14 protein-coding genes and 2 pseudogenes are annotated in these 14,260 nt (G+C 64.8%); 8 read left to right on the forward strand and 8 right to left on the reverse strand.

All coding sequences use genetic code 11. From position 1 onward, the window contains the following. Nucleotides 1–396 precede the first annotated feature (396 nt). Both K9U37_RS13710 and K9U37_RS20060 read left to right on the forward strand, forming a co-directional pair. Nucleotides 397–1,419: pseudogene (locus K9U37_RS13710) on the forward strand (IS256 family transposase); the annotation flags it as partial. A 181-nt stretch (nt 1,420–1,600) separates the two neighbouring features. Continuing rightward, nucleotides 1,601–2,497 carry a transposase gene (locus K9U37_RS20060; RefSeq protein WP_272888039.1) on the forward strand — a complete coding sequence of 299 codons (897 nt, stop codon included), beginning with the start codon at nt 1,601–1,603 and terminating at the stop codon, nt 2,495–2,497. On the opposite strand, the gene K9U37_RS20065 is transcribed toward K9U37_RS20060, so the two are convergent. After that, nucleotides 2,494–2,643: a hypothetical protein gene (locus K9U37_RS20065; protein WP_272888040.1), complete on the reverse strand. Its 150-nt coding sequence runs from the start codon at nt 2,641–2,643 to the stop codon at nt 2,494–2,496. The two genes, K9U37_RS20060 and K9U37_RS20065, sit on opposite strands and share 4 nt — an antisense overlap. Nucleotides 2,644–2,686: 43 nt before the next feature. Here K9U37_RS20065 and K9U37_RS20070 point away from each other — a divergent pair, with 43 nt between their 5' ends. The 4 genes and pseudogenes from K9U37_RS20070 (at nt 2,687) to K9U37_RS13730 (ending at nt 3,989) form a co-directional block, all read left to right on the forward strand. Further along, a complete protein-coding gene (locus tag K9U37_RS20070; RefSeq protein ID WP_272888041.1) occupies nt 2,687–2,929 on the forward strand; it encodes a transposase in 243 nt (80 codons plus the stop codon). Between the two features lie 157 nt (nt 2,930–3,086). After that, a pseudogene (locus K9U37_RS13720) lies at nt 3,087–3,389 on the forward strand (IS256 family transposase); the annotation flags it as partial. A 76-nt stretch (nt 3,390–3,465) separates the two neighbouring features. Further along, nucleotides 3,466–3,864: an NAD(+) synthase gene (nadE, locus tag K9U37_RS13725; protein ID WP_243072150.1), complete on the forward strand. Its 399-nt coding sequence runs from the start codon at nt 3,466–3,468 to the stop codon at nt 3,862–3,864. Next, nucleotides 3,828–3,989: a hypothetical protein gene (locus K9U37_RS13730; protein ID WP_243072151.1), complete on the forward strand. Its 162-nt coding sequence runs from the start codon at nt 3,828–3,830 to the stop codon at nt 3,987–3,989. The genes nadE and K9U37_RS13730 overlap by 37 nt, the downstream gene beginning before the upstream one ends. 12 nt (nt 3,990–4,001) lie before the next feature. On the opposite strand, the gene K9U37_RS13735 is transcribed toward K9U37_RS13730, so the two are convergent. Then, entirely contained in the window at nt 4,002–4,247 is a 246-nt protein-coding gene (locus K9U37_RS13735; protein ID WP_243072152.1) for an acyl carrier protein, read from the reverse strand. Between the two features lie 259 nt (nt 4,248–4,506). Between K9U37_RS13735 and K9U37_RS13740 the strand changes: the two genes are divergently transcribed. Continuing rightward, nucleotides 4,507–5,307 carry a transposase family protein gene (locus tag K9U37_RS13740; RefSeq protein ID WP_243072153.1) on the forward strand — a complete coding sequence of 267 codons (801 nt, stop codon included), beginning with the start codon at nt 4,507–4,509 and terminating at the stop codon, nt 5,305–5,307. A 22-nt stretch (nt 5,308–5,329) separates the two neighbouring features. Here K9U37_RS13740 and K9U37_RS13745 read toward each other — a convergent pair whose 3' ends face one another. Continuing rightward, nucleotides 5,330–6,823, reverse strand: a complete 1,494-nt coding sequence (locus tag K9U37_RS13745; protein ID WP_243073372.1) for a sugar transferase — start codon at nt 6,821–6,823, stop codon at nt 5,330–5,332. Between the two features lie 1,462 nt (nt 6,824–8,285). Here K9U37_RS13745 and K9U37_RS13750 point away from each other — a divergent pair. Further along, entirely contained in the window at nt 8,286–9,077 is a 792-nt protein-coding gene (locus K9U37_RS13750) for a hypothetical protein (RefSeq protein ID WP_243072154.1), read from the forward strand. A 31-nt stretch (nt 9,078–9,108) separates the two neighbouring features. Here the strand turns inward: K9U37_RS13750 and K9U37_RS13755 are convergent, their stop codons facing one another. From K9U37_RS13755 to K9U37_RS13775, 5 genes are read right to left on the reverse strand one after another with little or no spacing between them, the layout of a single operon-like run. After that, a complete protein-coding gene (locus K9U37_RS13755) occupies nt 9,109–9,909 on the reverse strand; it encodes a polysaccharide deacetylase family protein (RefSeq protein ID WP_243072155.1) in 801 nt (266 codons plus the stop codon). 2 nt (nt 9,910–9,911) lie between these two features. Further along, nucleotides 9,912–11,024 (reverse strand): DegT/DnrJ/EryC1/StrS family aminotransferase, encoded by a 1,113-nt coding sequence (locus K9U37_RS13760; protein ID WP_243072156.1) that lies wholly within the window; start codon nt 11,022–11,024, stop codon nt 9,912–9,914. 27 nt (nt 11,025–11,051) lie between these two features. Next, nucleotides 11,052–12,182 carry a DegT/DnrJ/EryC1/StrS family aminotransferase gene (locus K9U37_RS13765; protein WP_243072157.1) on the reverse strand — a complete coding sequence of 377 codons (1,131 nt, stop codon included), beginning with the start codon at nt 12,180–12,182 and terminating at the stop codon, nt 11,052–11,054. Then, entirely contained in the window at nt 12,182–13,174 is a 993-nt protein-coding gene (locus K9U37_RS13770) for an NAD-dependent epimerase/dehydratase family protein (RefSeq protein ID WP_243072158.1), read from the reverse strand. Before K9U37_RS13770 ends, K9U37_RS13765 begins: the two co-directional genes overlap by 1 nt. Beyond that, nucleotides 13,171–14,244, reverse strand: a complete 1,074-nt coding sequence (locus K9U37_RS13775) for a Gfo/Idh/MocA family protein (RefSeq protein WP_243072159.1) — start codon at nt 14,242–14,244, stop codon at nt 13,171–13,173. Before K9U37_RS13775 ends, K9U37_RS13770 begins: the two co-directional genes overlap by 4 nt. Nucleotides 14,245–14,260 lie beyond the last annotated feature (16 nt).

Below are 14,260 nucleotides of genomic sequence, written 5' to 3' on the forward strand. Positions count from 1 at the left end.
CAGGGCACGCCTTGCTGGCCGCGCCTTCATCCCGGGGACCACCTCCATCCCCAGTTCTGATGCCATCGTTGGGTTGTTTCGATGCGTCAGCAGTGGTTTACACACGTTCGTCTTCTCGTCGCACACCTGACCCGCTGGTTGCGGGCCGTTCCCGCAGTCGCTTCCCACCCCGGCTCTTGACCGGCATGACACTGCGGTGGTTTGGGATCTCCGCCTGCACGGCGAACCCGGAGGGCCGACCTCCATCACTGGCACAGCACGGTTCATGCTGGCGACCTACTCCATCACCGACACTCCCCTTTCAGGACGCACGAGGTGGCGGTCCCCCCGCTCGAAACCTGCCGTGTGGTAGGTGTCGGGCGTTCCGCCAAGAACACCAACAGCAAGGGGACCACCATGAAGAAGAGTAGCCAGATTCAGTCCGCGGACGCGATCGTGTCGGCGATGCCGGAGCAGGTCAGCGTGGCGATGGGCGAGATCGCCGGGAACATGCAGGAGGGTCTGCTGGCGTTGGCCGTGGGCGCCGGCCTGCAGGTGATGGCCGCGTTGATGGAGGCCGACGTGGCCGAGCTGGCCGGGCCGAAGGGCAAGCACGACATGACGCGGACCGCGGTGCGGCACGGTCGCGAGCGCGGGTCGGTGACCCTGGGCGGGCGCCGGGTGCCGGTGACCCGCCCACGGGTGCGCGCCGCGGACGGGTCCGGGGAGTTGCCGGTCGCGTCCTATGAGCTGTTTAGCTCGACGGAGATCCTGGGCAAGATGGCGATGGAGAAGATGCTGGCCGGGCTCTCGACGCGGCGGTACCCGGTCGGGCTGGAGCCGGTCGGGCAGCAGGTCACCGAAACATCTTCGGCCACAAGCAAATCGGCGGTTTCTCGCAAGTTCGTGGCGATGACTGAAACCGCGCTGGCCGAGCTGCTGTCGCGGGATCTGTCCGGGATGGATCTGGTCGCACTGATGATCGACGGGGTGCACTTCGCCGAGTCCTGCTGTGTCGTCGCGTTGGGCATTGACATCGAGGGCACCAAGCATCCGCTGGCGCTGGTGGAGGGCTCCACGGAGAACGCGACCTTGGTCACCGAGCTGCTGGTGGACCTGCGGGAGCGGGGCCTGGACGTGACCCGCCCGATGCTGGTCGGCCTGGACGGCTCCAAGGCCCTGCGCAAGGCCGTGGTCGACGTGCTCGATCACCCGGTCATCCAACGCTGCCAACTGCATAAGATTCGGAACGTGAAAGACCATCTGCCGCAACGCCTTCGGTCCAGTGCCAGCCGCAAGATGACCGACGCCTACCACGCCGACTCGGCGTTGGAGGCCGAGGCTGCGCTGCTGGCCCTGGCAGGAGAACTCGACCGCACCCACCCCGGGGCCGCAGCGAGCCTGCGTGAGGGCCTAGGTGCGTGGGTCAGTAACTTGCGGTCGTGGGTGTGTCGTTCTGCTGTCTGGGCGTGCGATCGACAAGGCTTGGGTTGTGAGCGTGACAGCAGCCGGGGATCAGATGTTGGAGATCGATTGTGGGGTGGCGGGGTCTCCGCGGGCGCGGGGGCAGGGTCCGGTCGATAAGACGTTCCGGCTGTATGACCAGGATCAGTCGTTTCTGATGCCGCCGTCGCTGCGGGACTGGCTTCCCGGCGATCATCTGGCGTTGTTCGTGTCCGAACTGGTCGACGAGGTTCTCGATCTGTCACCGTTTCTGGCCGCCTACACCGAGGCCCGCGGCTTTCCGCCCTATCACCCCCGGTTGATGCTCAAATTGCTGCTCTACGGGTACACGACCGGGGTGCGTTCGTCCCGCAAGATCGAGACCCGCTGCCATGACGATGTGGCGTTCCGGTTCTTGTCGGCGAACACGGCACCGGATTTCCGGTCGATCGCCCGATTCCGGACCCGTCATCTTGACGCGCTGGAGGCACTGTTCGTCGAGGTGCTCACGCTGTGCCGGGAGGCGGGCATGGTGACGATGGGTCGGGTGGCCCTCGATGGCACCAAGGTCCGGGCGAACGCCTCGCGGCACAAGGCGATGAGCTACGACCGGATGGTCGAGGCGCACGCGCGGCTGGCGGCGGAGGTCGCCGAGATGATGGGTGAGGCCCAGCGTGTCGACGCGCAGGAGGATGCCGTCCACGGTGTCGACAATCGTGGCGGTGACCTGCAGGGGGAGCTGGCCCGGCGCGAGACACGGCTGGCGAAGATCCGCAAAGCCAAGGCCGACCTGGAACAACACGCGAAAGATCAGGCCGCCGGTAAGGCCCGCGCCAAAGCGGCCAAGGCCGGTCAGGCCGGTGAGGTGGCCGAGGAATCGGCTCGGCGGGCCGCGGAGTCCGCCACCCCGCAGCCCAAGGCGCAGCGCAACTTCACCGACCCGGACAGCCGGATCATGAAGACCGCCGACGGCAGCTTCCACTACTGCTACAACGCTCAGGCGGTGGTCGACGAGGCCAATCAGGTCATCGTCGCGACCGACTCGCGGCCTCCGGCGCCGACAATCCCGCGTTAGGCGACCTGCTCGATCAGACGATCACCAACACCGGGGCCACGCCCGCTCAGATGCTCGCCGATGCCGGTTATTTCAGCGAGGACAACATCGCCGCCGCACACGCGGCGGGCACCGATCCTTTGATCGCCACGGGTCGACTCAAACACGGCGAAACGGTGCCGGATGCGCCGCGGGGCCGGATCCCAACGAATGCCACCCCCAAGGCTCGGATGGCGCGCAAGCTGCGCACGAAGAAGGGTAAGGGCTGCCTACTCCCGGCGAAAGGTCATCGTCGAGCCAGTGTTCGGGCAGATGAAGACAACCCAGGGAGCGGGCCGGCTCCTGCTGCGTGGCCACGATCCCGCCCGGTCCGAATGGCGGCTCCTCGCCGCCTGCCACAACCTGCGAAAGCTGTTCTCCTACACCGGAACAACGACGCTGGCCACCGCTTGAGGTGATCTGGGGCCCGTATGGCGGGCCCCCGCGACCCACCCGAACCGCAAAAGTGTTTCGCCGCCACGCGAAACGGCTGGCCATTCCGACACCCCACAGTCCTCGACCTGGACCGACACCCCACCACGCCCCGGGGATTCGTTACAGACCCACGCACCTAGATGAGACCCTCACGGTCCTGCGCCTGGGTGTACCGCCGACGCTGGCGCGGACGTTGCGCTCGACCAACTGCATCGAGTCGATGATCTCGGTCTGCCGCGAACACGCGAGCAATGTCAAGCGCTGGCGCGACGGGCAGATGGCGCTGCGCTGGTGCGCCGCCGGAATGGTCGAGGCCGGCAAGCAGTTCCGCCGCGTCAACGGTCATCTGCACCTACCGACACTGCGAGCAGCCCTCGAACGTGAGTGCGCCGAACCTGTCGGACCCGTCGTGCACAATGATCCGGTGAGCGCAGCCTGATGCTCACCGGACCACCACCGAAGTTCCACGGAACTCGGGACAACCTCGTTTCCGCCTGTAATCGGTGGTGGTGGTGGTGGTGCTGGCTCCCGACGGAACTCAGACGAAACACCGGTTGAACCCTGAGTCGTACCTCGGGATCGTCGCCGCCACCAACTTCAAACAGCGCGTGCGCAAGATGCTCGAGTACTACCACACCGATCGGCTTAACTACGTCGTGTCGGGCACACCGAACAGACTCGAATACGACCAGGGCTTCTTCGTCAAACTGGGCGACGGCGCGGCCGGCGTCAAACCGATCGCTCACCTGTACAAGTCACAGGTGTATGCGCTCGCCGAGCATCTCGGGGTACCGGCGGAGATCCGATCGCGGCCTTCGACGACCGACACCTACTCAATCTCAATGCCCCAGTCGCAGGCCACGGGAAGAACAACGGCGTGCCGATCGCTGGCATCGCGACCGCCACCGGGCTGACGGACGAGGAGGTGCAGCGCGTCTTCCGCGACATTGATCAGAAGCGCAAGACGACGGAATACCTGCACCTGCCGCCGGAACTCGCGGCGGATGTCCCCGAGATCGCGCGGGCCCTGATGACCTGAACGGATTATCGCCTAGAGACTCGGCTCACGAACGGCCTTCTTGCTCGTGACGAATCGAGTGAGATTGGAGATGGTGCCCAGATTCTGAGGCACCGTCTCGGTCTCGGACACCTCGATGCCGAAATGCGACTCGAGGAATTCGATCACTTCCAGAATCCCGGTGGAGTCGATGACTCCCCCTTCGACCAGCGCATCATCGCCCTTCGGGGTTCTCGCGACATCCCCGAAGAGGTAGTTGGCAGCGACGAAATCGGTCAATTCTGTCCGGACCAGCGCGTCTATTCTTCTCCAGTGTTTTCGGCGGCCCGTCAGCCACTACCCTGCTGAAGTAAAGCTTCAGCAGGGACCTCGCGAGCCCGCTTGTCTGCGATGCTTGAGCGTAATGAGGTTTTCTCACTTGGGGCGTGTGAGGTTGGTGTGACTGGAGTTTCCGGCGTGTCGTGAGAGCAAGACGTGGGGTCCCTGCTCAAGGATCGGTTTCGACCAAGAAAGCCGTTCCGCTGCAAGAGGACCCCACGTGTTCACCTACCCTGCCAGTTGCGACGTCCCCGAGGAAACCCTGCTTCAGGTGACCGCGCTGCTGCACGCGCACCGGCGCGAGATCGGCACCCGCGCCGGGCGACGCGCGGGCACGGTGCGCACGCAGGCCAAACTGGTGCTCCGGTGGTTCGGCGACGACGCCCCGATCCGGCTGCTGGCCTTCGAGCCCGCGCTGGCGATCTCCACCTGCTACCGGTACCTGCACGAGGCGATCGACGTGATCGCCGAACAGGCACCCGACCTGCACGACGTGCTCGACCGGGCAAAGGGGCAGGGCTGGTCGCATCTGACGCTGGACGGGACGCTGATCGAGATCGACCGGGTCAACGAGCGCACCGACGAGGGCCATCACCTGTGGTACTCGGGCAAGCACAAGACCCAGGGCGGCAACGTGCAGATCCTCGCCGACCCGGGCGGGTTCCCGGTGTGGTCGAGCGAGGTCGAACCAGGCAGCATGCACGACATCACCGCTGCCCGCGCCCACTGTCTGGGCGCGCTGTACAAGGCCGCCGCCGACGGTCTGCCGACCCTGACCGACAAGGGCTACCGAAGGGCCGGGATCGGGGTGCACAGCCCGATCAAAGGCCGTCACCTCGATGTCGCCAATCGCAGCTACAACACGCTGCTCACCGCGATTCGGGCAATCGGGGAACGCGCCAATGCCGAACTCAAGCAACGCTGGCGGTGTCTTCGGCGAATCAGACTGTGCCCAACCAGAATCGGACAGATTGTTGCTGCCGCAATCGTCCTACCGACTCTCCAGAGGGGAAACTACTGAGAAAACCTCAATGCACGGCGCGTCAGTAGGCGCCCTTGCGCTGCAGGACTGCCTTCAGCGTCTTCGTGATGATCAGGAGGTCTCCGACCATCGACCAGTTTTCGACATACGACAGGTCCAAACGCACTGCTTCATCCCACGGCAGATCCGACCGACCGTTGACCTGCCACAGACCGGTGATTCCGGGCTTGACGAGCAGCCTTCGGAGAACTTCAACATCGTAGGCTTCAACCTCACGCCTCAGCGGCGGACGTGGACCCACGACGCTCATTTCGCCTCGGAGCACGTTGAAGAACTGCGGCAGCTCATCAATACTGAATCGCCGCAAGAAGCGACCTACGGGGGTTATCCGAGGGTCGTTTCGGATTTTGAAGAGCAGCCCGTCGCTTTCGTTGGCGGCCAGCAGCCTCGCCAACTGCTTGTCGGCATCCTGGACCATGGTGCGGAACTTCAGCATCGCGAAGGGATTGCCGTCGATTCCGATCCGCTCAGACGAATATAAGATCGGGCCCTTGCTGCCGATCTTGATGGCGATCGCAGTGATGAGCAGCATAGGCGAGGTCACCACGAGGATGGCCAGCGCAAAGCAGAAGTCAAAAGCGCGCTTCTGGAACCGCTTTGAACCGCGATACTGCGGTTTTTCGATATGCAGCAGCGGAAGCCCGGCGATCGGACGCATCAGCAGCCGCGAGAGCGCGACATCCATGACTCCGGTCGTCACCACGAGATCAACGCCCATCGGCTCGAGGTCCCAGATGAGCCTGCGGATTCCGCGGACACCGAAGCACTCCGTGCCGGCAATCGCCACTGTGTCGGCACCGCAGGTGCGGATAGCGTTCAGCATGTTGGCTTCGTCACCGACGATGGGGATTTCACTGCCGTTGACAGTCAGGTGTTCGCCTTTCGGAGGCCCGTAACCCGGTATGCCGACCCCGACGACCCGATAGCCGTCCGCGCGGTTCCGGGTCAGTTCGTTGATGAGATCGGCCACGGCAGCACTTTCCCCGAACGCCAAGACGGACGTTTGGCATCCGCCCTCCGCCCGTTTGCGCGCAAGAGCTGCATGCCATGTCCACCTGCTCAGCACGAGTCCGACGGTCCCGACGGGAAGCGCTACTGCCAAATAGCCGCGAGCGATGTCAAGCTTGAGCAGAAGTGTGACGATGGCAATCGCGCCGAAAGTATAGAAAGACGCGGAGACCACCCGCCGATACTCCTCGACACCGGTTCCGGCGATCCTCGGGGATGCGGTACGGAATCCGGCCAGGGCCGACAGCCATGCTATGACGAACAAAGCCGAAAAGGTCGGCACGTAGTAACGCTCGTATCCCGGCGGAGCCAATGTTTCGCCGAATCGCGCACGTTGCGCGAGGAGCACCGCGCCGCATACCACAATGAAGTCGCTGATCCGTAGCTTAGCGACGTATCGCCTCTGCCACGTCGACCGTTCGAACACACCGCTCGGTGTGTCCACCGCGCACCGAGTCGGGGTTGGCTCCAAAACAAGTTCGTTCATGTCGGCCGATTTGCGAGTCGGCCCCACTGTCTCTTGGGCGCCGGCCCGCCGCAGTCGTTCTCGTCCCGCGCTACCGAGTTGAGGGATTGCAGGGATGGGCGTCGCCTCACGCTGATCCATGGCGTTACTCCGGCTCAGGACAGTTCTGGACGGCGACGCACCTGAGTGGTCGCCGGTTCGTGGACAGGTATGTGAGCCGCTCATAGCGTGTCACGAGGAGATTTGACACCACTTCCCTCCCGAGACCGACGAAGTTCACCAGCAGGGTCGATCGTCGCAAACTTTGTCAGCCTTCCTACACGCTATGATCATTCTAGCGATGGCTGTTACGTTCGCTAGTGATGGTACCAGCTAATAATTGCACAGGATCACCAGCGGACCACTTCAGCTCAGCCAAATATGATATAGATCACATTTAGATCACTGTTGCGTTGTGGTGAGCCATGGGAGTGACGGCATCACAAACCCAAGTCAACCAGGTTTTTTAGGGCCGAGGTAATTGGTGGATGAGCTAGGTGCAGCGGGCTGGCCAATCGCGACGCTGAACCAATCAGCATGGGCCACAGGTCGACGAACGTGCGAGCAGATTCAATTTCAGCATCGGTAGCTGACTGTGCCAAACACGCCATGGCAATAATTATCTAGAGACTTGACTGGTGTCGGATTGAACAATCTCTAAGGTTGCCAAAATCGCGGAGAACCGTACTGCGGCGCCCCGCTGCTGCCCTATAGCGAGCTTCCAACTTCGGGCTGGGCGAGAAGCGGCCCGCTCGGCGACGGCGTCGCCACCGGCTACGGCGCCGTACCCAGCCCAAACAGGCCCCCACCGTGAGTGAGAACGAAGTGAGTGAGGCAGCTGTGCAGCCTCGCTGATTCGTTCGCTGGACCGGACGGGCTCATCGCCGCAGAGAACCACCCCGTGGCCGACGGTTCGCCGTGGGAGATGACGAGCGGCTCGCTGTTCCGGTCCAATGGCAATGGTTGGTCAGGCCGGCCCTGCGCAACAATGACCCCGACAGCACGCCTCCGACCGCGACCAACACCATAATGACCCCGAACGATCCCAGGAGGTGCAGTGTGGAGCCCGTCGCGCCCGGAGCGCCACCGGCGTAACCGACAGTTTCGGTTGGGCGGGTTTGTCCGCGGTGGCCGCGGTGTGGCTCACGGTTCTCCTGGTCGCCGCGGCGAGGCGTGGCAGGTCGTGGCTGTGGCCGATCTACGCTGTGGCGCTGACGGTTTCGATCGTGCTCAACGTCTACGTGGCACTGATGGTGGTAGTACACGGCGTCTCGGTCTTCGCGTTGTCGCGAAGCAAGACCGTGATGCTCCGGTGGATCGCGACCATCAGCCATCGCAGTGGCGGCGACGTCCCCGTTCCTCGCCTTCGCCGAGACGCAGGTTGGCCAGATCTCCTGGATCTCGCCGCGGGACGGGCGCATCCGACGGCACTCGACGCCTCTTGGTGGTCGCGCTCGCGTGGATCCTGATACCCACCGGCGCGCTCCTGATCTGCTCCGCCGTCCGCACCCCGATCTACTACCCGCGTTACCTCTGCTTCACGGCGCCTGCGATGGCGGTGCTGCTCGGCGTCTGCGTCGTGCAGGCGGCCCGCAAACCGTGGCTCATCACGGGTGTGCTGGTCGCATTCGCCGTCGCAGCCTTGCCGAATTACGCTTTGTCGCAACGGGGTCCGTACAAGCGAGAGGGGATGGACTACAGCCAGGTTGCCGACGTCGTCAGCCATCACGCCAAACCGGGCGACTGCCTGCTGCTCGACAACACGACGTCATGGAAACCGGGACCCATCCGCCCACTGCTCGCCGCCCGCCCGTCGGCCTATCGCACCCTGATCGATCCCGGCCGCGGCGCCCCCGCCACGTCGAGCGATCAGCTGTGGGACGGATACGTCCCGATCTGGACCGTGCTGGATCAGGTGCGTCGATGCACGGTGCTGTGGACGGTGTCCCAGCGCGACGACACCCTGCCCGACCGCGACCGCGGCATCGCACTGGCACCGGGTCCCGGCTCGGATCGGTGCCGGTGTATCGCATCCCCTACGGATTCGGTTTTCGGATCATCGAGCGGTGGCAGTTCAACTTCGCCCAGATTGTCGAGTCGACTCGCGAGTGACGACGGCGATCCAAGGTGGTCTGCGGCCAACGGTTTGGCCGCCACGTTGGCCTGGCTGGCGGGCCGGCTCGGCAACCCGGGGGTTCCGCACGTGCCCCTGCCCGGAGCGTCCTCGGCGAGTTGACGTCCGCAACGGGTGCCGCGACCTCAGCTCGTCAGTACCACTCTTCCCATCCGGCGTACGCACCGGTGAGCGCGGCACGGAAGACGGGACCGTTGTCCCACCGGGTGACGAACGTGCGCGCGATCGTTCCCGGGAAGCGCGTGTCCTCGGCTTGCGAGTAGACGCGGACGTAGCCGGCGTTCTTCGACGCGGTGGCGGCATGCTGCGTCCAATCGCATGACTGGCCCATCGGTATCGCGAAGTCCTCGACCTTCACCCCGAGCCGTGACTCGATGACGCGGCGGGACTCCTCGAGCTCGAACTCGGTTTCATCAGTGCCTAGGCGGGAGAAGTTGGGATGCGTGACCGAGTGGCTGCCGATCCGGACACCTTGGGAGGCCAGGCGGTCGACGTCCTTCCAGTCCATCAACATGTCGCCCGCCCAGTCGTGTGCGTCGCCGTCGGCCCAACCGCTCACGACGAAGAGCGTCCACGGGATCCCGAGTTCCGCCAGGACGGGTGCCGCGGTCGTCGCCGCGCTGCGGATGCCGTCGTCGAAGGTGACGGCCAGCGAGCGACGAGGCGCCTGCCCGTCGGCGATGTCACTCGCGGGGACGAACGTGTAGCCGGCGCGCAGCGCTGACTCGAGTTGGCGCCGAAAGCGATCGGGAGCGACGTCGTTGTTGCCGACATAGGGAGTGCCCACGGCGTGGTAGGCGAGGATTCGCGGGCGATCGTCACCTGGCGTACGGCGAGAGATCGCGAGCACATTCCGTTCACAGCACATCCGCGCGGCGGCCAGGTGGTGTCGCCGCACGCGGGCCTTGCCGACGATGCGCCTCAGGGCCGCCATGTCTAGGCCCGAGTCGAGCACGCGCGGCGAAGCACGTCGACGACGTACTCCTGCTGCTCCTGCGAGATGTGCGGGTACAACGGCAGCGAGAGGATGCGGTCCGCCGCCAATTCGGCCACGGGAAAACTGGAACGCGGACGTCCGAGATCCGCGTAGGCGCCCGCCAAGTGCACGGGGGTCGGATAGTGCACACCCGCTCCGATTCCGGCCTCATTCAGTTCCGCCAGGACGCGGTCCCGCTCGTCGACCTGCACCACGAACAGATGCCAGACGTCCTCGTTCACCGGATCCGGCGACGGCGCGCACACGCCGGGTTCGTCGGCCAGCAGCTCGAAGTAGCGTGCGGCAGCCTCGCGGCGCAGGTCATTCCACGCCGTGAGCCGATCCAGCTTCGCCAACAGCACCACGGCCTGCACGGCGTCCAAGCGTGAATTGAACCCGACGACGTCGTGAACGTACTTGCGATCGCTGCCGTGAGCCGCGGTCATGCGGACGCGAGCCGCGACGTCGGCGTCGTTCGTGAGCACCGCACCGGCGTCGCCAGCGGCCCCGAGGTTCTTGCCGGGATAGAAGCTCGTCCCGGCGGCGACACCGAATCCTCCTGCCGGATGACCAGACCGGCGTGCGCCCTGCGCCTGAGCAGCGTCCTCGACGATGGCGACGCCGTACTCTTCGGACAACTTCGCCAGTGGTTCCATCGGGGCGGTCTGACCGAACAGATGCACGGGCACGATTGCCTTCGTGCGAGCCGTGATCGCCTGCTCGGCAAGCAGTGGATCGATGAGCAGGCGTTTGGAATCGACGTCCACGAGAACCGGCTTCGCTCCGATGCGGCTCACCGCCTCGGCCGTGGCGATGAAGGTGTTGGCAGGCAGGATCACCTCGTCGGCCACCCCGACGCCTGCCCCCCGCAGCGCCAACTCGACTGCGTCGGTTCCGTTGGCGACACCGACAACGTGCTCGACGCCGATGTACTCCGCGTATCTACGCTCGAACTCGGCGACGGCCGCGCCGCCTATGAAGGCTGCGTCCTCGAGGATCTCGAGGATTCGTGGCGTGACGTCGTCTGCGATCTCGCGCTGCTGTGCGACGAGGTCGACAAGCGGTACCTTCATTCGTCCTCTACCCCCGGGTCGCTTTCGTCAGAACTGGCGCAGCTCGTGGATGACCCGCTGCTGCTCGTCGTCGGTCATCTCGTGGTACATCGGCAGGATCAGCGTGTGGTCGGTGAGGTGTTCGGTCACCGACAGTTGGGCGTCGCCGTAGGCCCGGCCTGCGTACGCGGGATGGCGGTGCGCCGCCATGATTCCGCGGCGGGCCGAGATGTTGGAGGCAGCAAGCTTTTCCAGCAACTGCCCGCGCTCGGTGGGATAGTCCGGCCCGACTTCGATCCAGAAGGACTGGTAGTTCCCCTGGCTTCCTGGCGGGTCGGCCACACAACGGAGACCGGGTACGCCCGCCAACTGCGATTGGTAGGTAGCTGCCAGTTCGCGTCGCCGCGCGATCACCGTGTCGAGCTTGCCCAACTGGACGAGGCCGATGGCCGCCTGCAGATCGGTCATCCGGTAGTTGTAACCGATCTCCAGATACTGTTCGGCGGGCGGCAACGTGCTGCGGTGACGCTCGGCGGCGCCCACGCTCATGCCGTGTTCCCGTAGCCGGCGTGCCCGGTCGGCCCACTCGACGTTGTTGGTGGTGAGCATTCCACCCTCACCGGTGGTCAGGATCTTGCGCGGATGAAATGACCACACCGCGACGTCGGCGGCCGCGCCGACCGGTTGACCGAGGTAGCGCGACCCGGCACCACAGGCCGCGTCCTCGATGACGACGATCCCCCGTGGATCGCAGATCTCGCGAATCGGCCCGAGATCGACTGGGACACCGCCCTGGTCGACGGCGATGACCGCCCGCGTAGCGGACGTCCACGCCGCTTCGATCGAGCTCGCCGTGACGTTTCCCGTGACGGGGTCGACGTCGGCGAAGACCGGACGAGCACCCGCGTACACGACGGCATTCGCGGTGGCGATGAAGGACAGGGAGGGAACGACGACGTCGTCACCGGGACCGATGTCGGCGAGGACCAGCGCGAGATGCAGTGCCGTGGTGCAACTGGACAGCGCGACAGCCTGCTTGGCCGACATCTTCCGAGCGAACTCGGTCTCGAATTCGGCGACGCGCGGACCTTGGGCGATCCAGCCCGACTCGATCGCCGTCGTGACGGCCGCGACCTCCTCGGCGCCGAGCCACGGCTTCATGACGTTGATGCGATCCATCAGACGGGCGCCGACCTCGAGAATGCGATCGAATCACGTTGCGGTGCCCACCATTCGACGAGCCTGCGCAGACCCTCTTCCAGCGACACCTGCGTCGAGAAGCCGAGATCGCGCCGCGCGGCGGACGTATCGGCGAGGCGGCGCACGACCCCGTTGACCGCCCGCGGTGGCAAGTACTCGATCGACAGGTCTGAATCCATGACTCGCAACAGCGCTTTGGCGAGATCGTTGAGGCTGGTCTCGACTTGACTCGCGATGTTGTAGACACCCTCGGTGATGTCGCTCGCGGACGCAAGCACATTGGCGCGCGCGATGTCCTCCGTGTAAGCGAAGTCCATCGTCTGACGCCCGTCGCCGAAGATCAGCGGTGGCTGACCGTCTGCGATGCGCTCCATCCAGCGGACCAGAACCTCGGTGTAGAGGCCGTGCACGTCCATGCGCGGGCCGTAGACGTTGAAGTACCGCAGGGCCACGTAGCGAAGGCCATTCATCGCGTGAAAGCTACGTAACATGCCCTCGTTGAAGCTCTTCGCGGCCCCGTAGAGGGTGTCGTTGTTGTGATGATGGTGCCGCTCGCCGGTGGGAAACTGCTCAGCCATTCCGTAAACCGAGGCCGACGACGCCGCGACCACCTTGTCGACCCCGTGCTGCGCTGCCGCCTCGAGTACCGAGAACGTGCCGTCGACGAGAACCTCCAGCGCCAGCCGTGGTTCTTCGGCGCACTGCGTGATCCTGATCGCCGCTTGGTGGAAGACGAGGTCGCAGCCCTTGGTGACGTCGTGCACCACGTCGACGTCGCGGATGTCTCCGATGACCAACTCCGTACGCGAATCCTCGAGGGCAGCAGCGAGATTCTCGCGTCGACCGCGTACCAGGTTGTCCAGGATCCGGACGTGCCCGACCCCCGCGTCGAGCAGTTGATCGACGACGGTCGAGCCGATGGTGCCTGCTGCGCCGGTCACCAGAACGGACGCGCCAGCTAGATTGCTCACGAGAGCACACCGTTCAGCAGCAAGTCCGCTTGTACGGGGCGCACCGGCTGGCCGTGACCAGTCAAACTCTCCGAGATCGCTTCGAGTACCGAAAGCACCCTCAATCCCGCCATGCCGTCGGTTCGCGGTGGCCGTTGCTCCCGGATCGCCGCGGCGAACTCGGTCACCATCGAGGACAGCGCCTCTGTCTCCGGTAGGGCAGGAACGGTGATGTCACCCAGTCGGTAGGACACTGCGGCGGTACGCCGCTTGTCCACGTCACCTACGTCGCGACTGGCGGCGAGGTCGATTCCACGATCGTGGATCGCCACCCGCTGATGCGGATTGAGGTCATCCCACACCAAGGTGCGGTGACTGCCGCCGATGACCATTCGCCGAATCTTGGTCGGCGACATCCAGTTTACGTTTACGTGCGCCACGGCCCGGTTGCCGAGCGGAATCGTCGCGTACCCGATACAGGCCTTCCCTGCGCCCAATGGATCGGCGCCGGTGGCGGATACGTGATCGGGAGTCAGAGCACCAGAAAGGGCGTAATCCAGAATGCCGAGATCGTGTGGAGCCAGATCCCAGAAGACGTCCACGTCTGGCTGGACGAGGCCGAGGTTGATCCGGGTCGAGTCGACGTAGAGGACGTGACCGAGAATGCCCTTGGCGATGATGTCGTGGATGTACTCGACAGCCGGGGTGTAGCAGTAGGTGTGGTCGACCATCAGCGTCAGTCCGGCCGCAGCACCGGCCTCGATCATCCTTGCCGCTTCGGCGGAGGACGGGGCCAACGGCTTTTCGACGACGACGTGCTTTCCTGCGTCGAAGGCTGCCAAGGTGAGCGCGGCATGGCTGTCCGCCGGAGTGGCGATCGCCACCGCGTCGATGTCATCGCGAGCGAGCAGTCGCTCGACGGACGTCTCGATCTCCACCGTCGAACGCGGCCCGACTATCGCCCTGGCCCGACGCTCGTCGAGGTCACACACCGCGACGAGGTCCCAGTCTGGAGAGCTACCGAAGTTGCGCACCAGCTTCGGTCCCCAGTAGCCCGCGCCGATGACGGCAATTCGATATCGCTGCTTCATCCTGTCATTCCCCCAA

The organism is Candidatus Mycolicibacterium alkanivorans, from assembly GCF_022760805.1.
In the GTDB taxonomy this organism is placed as follows: Bacteria; Actinomycetota; Actinomycetes; order Mycobacteriales; family Mycobacteriaceae; genus Mycobacterium; species Mycobacterium alkanivorans.

What these genes read in the sequence shown, in the direction of transcription:
- K9U37_RS13760 (WP_243072156.1), bottom strand. Translation starts at nt 11,024, where the DNA reads ATGAAGGTACCGCTTGTCGACCTCGTCGCACAGCAGCGCGAGATCGCA.
- K9U37_RS13755 (WP_243072155.1), bottom strand. Translation starts at nt 9,909, where the DNA reads ATGGCGGCCCTGAGGCGCATCGTCGGCAAGGCCCGCGTGCGGCGACAC.
- K9U37_RS20060 (WP_272888039.1), top strand. Translation starts at nt 1,601, where the DNA reads ATGCCGCCGTCGCTGCGGGACTGGCTTCCCGGCGATCATCTGGCGTTG.
- K9U37_RS20070 (WP_272888041.1), top strand. Translation starts at nt 2,687, where the DNA reads ATGCCACCCCCAAGGCTCGGATGGCGCGCAAGCTGCGCACGAAGAAGG.
- K9U37_RS13745 (WP_243073372.1), bottom strand. Translation starts at nt 6,823, where the DNA reads ATGAACGAACTTGTTTTGGAGCCAACCCCGACTCGGTGCGCGGTGGAC.
- K9U37_RS13765 (WP_243072157.1), bottom strand. Translation starts at nt 12,182, where the DNA reads ATGGATCGCATCAACGTCATGAAGCCGTGGCTCGGCGCCGAGGAGGTC.
- K9U37_RS13775 (WP_243072159.1), bottom strand. Translation starts at nt 14,244, where the DNA reads ATGAAGCAGCGATATCGAATTGCCGTCATCGGCGCGGGCTACTGGGGA.